Here is a 357-nt window from a genome sequence, read left to right on the forward strand (position 1 = left end):
GCACGATCAACAGCCCCAATCCGCCGTTCTCGCCGCGCCGCGCGCCCAGCGCGGCCGGTGCCTGGAACAGCTGGGTGCGCAGCGCCGGAGCCACCCCTGGGCCGTCATCAGCCACGCTGACCTCCACGCTGTCGGGAGTCGCGCAAACGAACCACTGGCGCAGGATCCGATGCGTACTGTGATCATCGTAACCCTCCGTTTGCTCAGTGATGACGGAGGCATCTATAGTGACTAAGCGGCGTTCAAGCGCCCGTGGCTGAACCTGCGCACGCACCGCAAGCTGGTGATTGTCGATGGCCGCCTGGCCTTCACTGGCGGCATCAACATCACCGACGAGGAAGACGAAAGCCGCAGGCC

Annotated in this window: 2 pseudogenes; one reads left to right on the plus strand and one right to left on the minus strand. The window is 65.3% G+C overall.

The annotated features are described in order from the left end of the window. A pseudogene (locus tag ABGA94_RS22455) lies at positions 1–142 on the minus strand (two-component sensor histidine kinase); the annotation flags it as partial. A 99-nt stretch (positions 143–241) separates the two neighbouring features. On the opposite strand from ABGA94_RS22455, the pseudogene ABGA94_RS22460 reads away from it, so the two are divergent. Continuing rightward, positions 242–357, plus strand: a pseudogene (locus ABGA94_RS22460) (hypothetical protein); the annotation flags it as partial.

It is taken from the genome of Stenotrophomonas sp. 3diitr2024, assembly GCF_042136455.1.
GTDB lineage: Bacteria > Pseudomonadota > Gammaproteobacteria > Xanthomonadales > Xanthomonadaceae > Stenotrophomonas > Stenotrophomonas sepilia.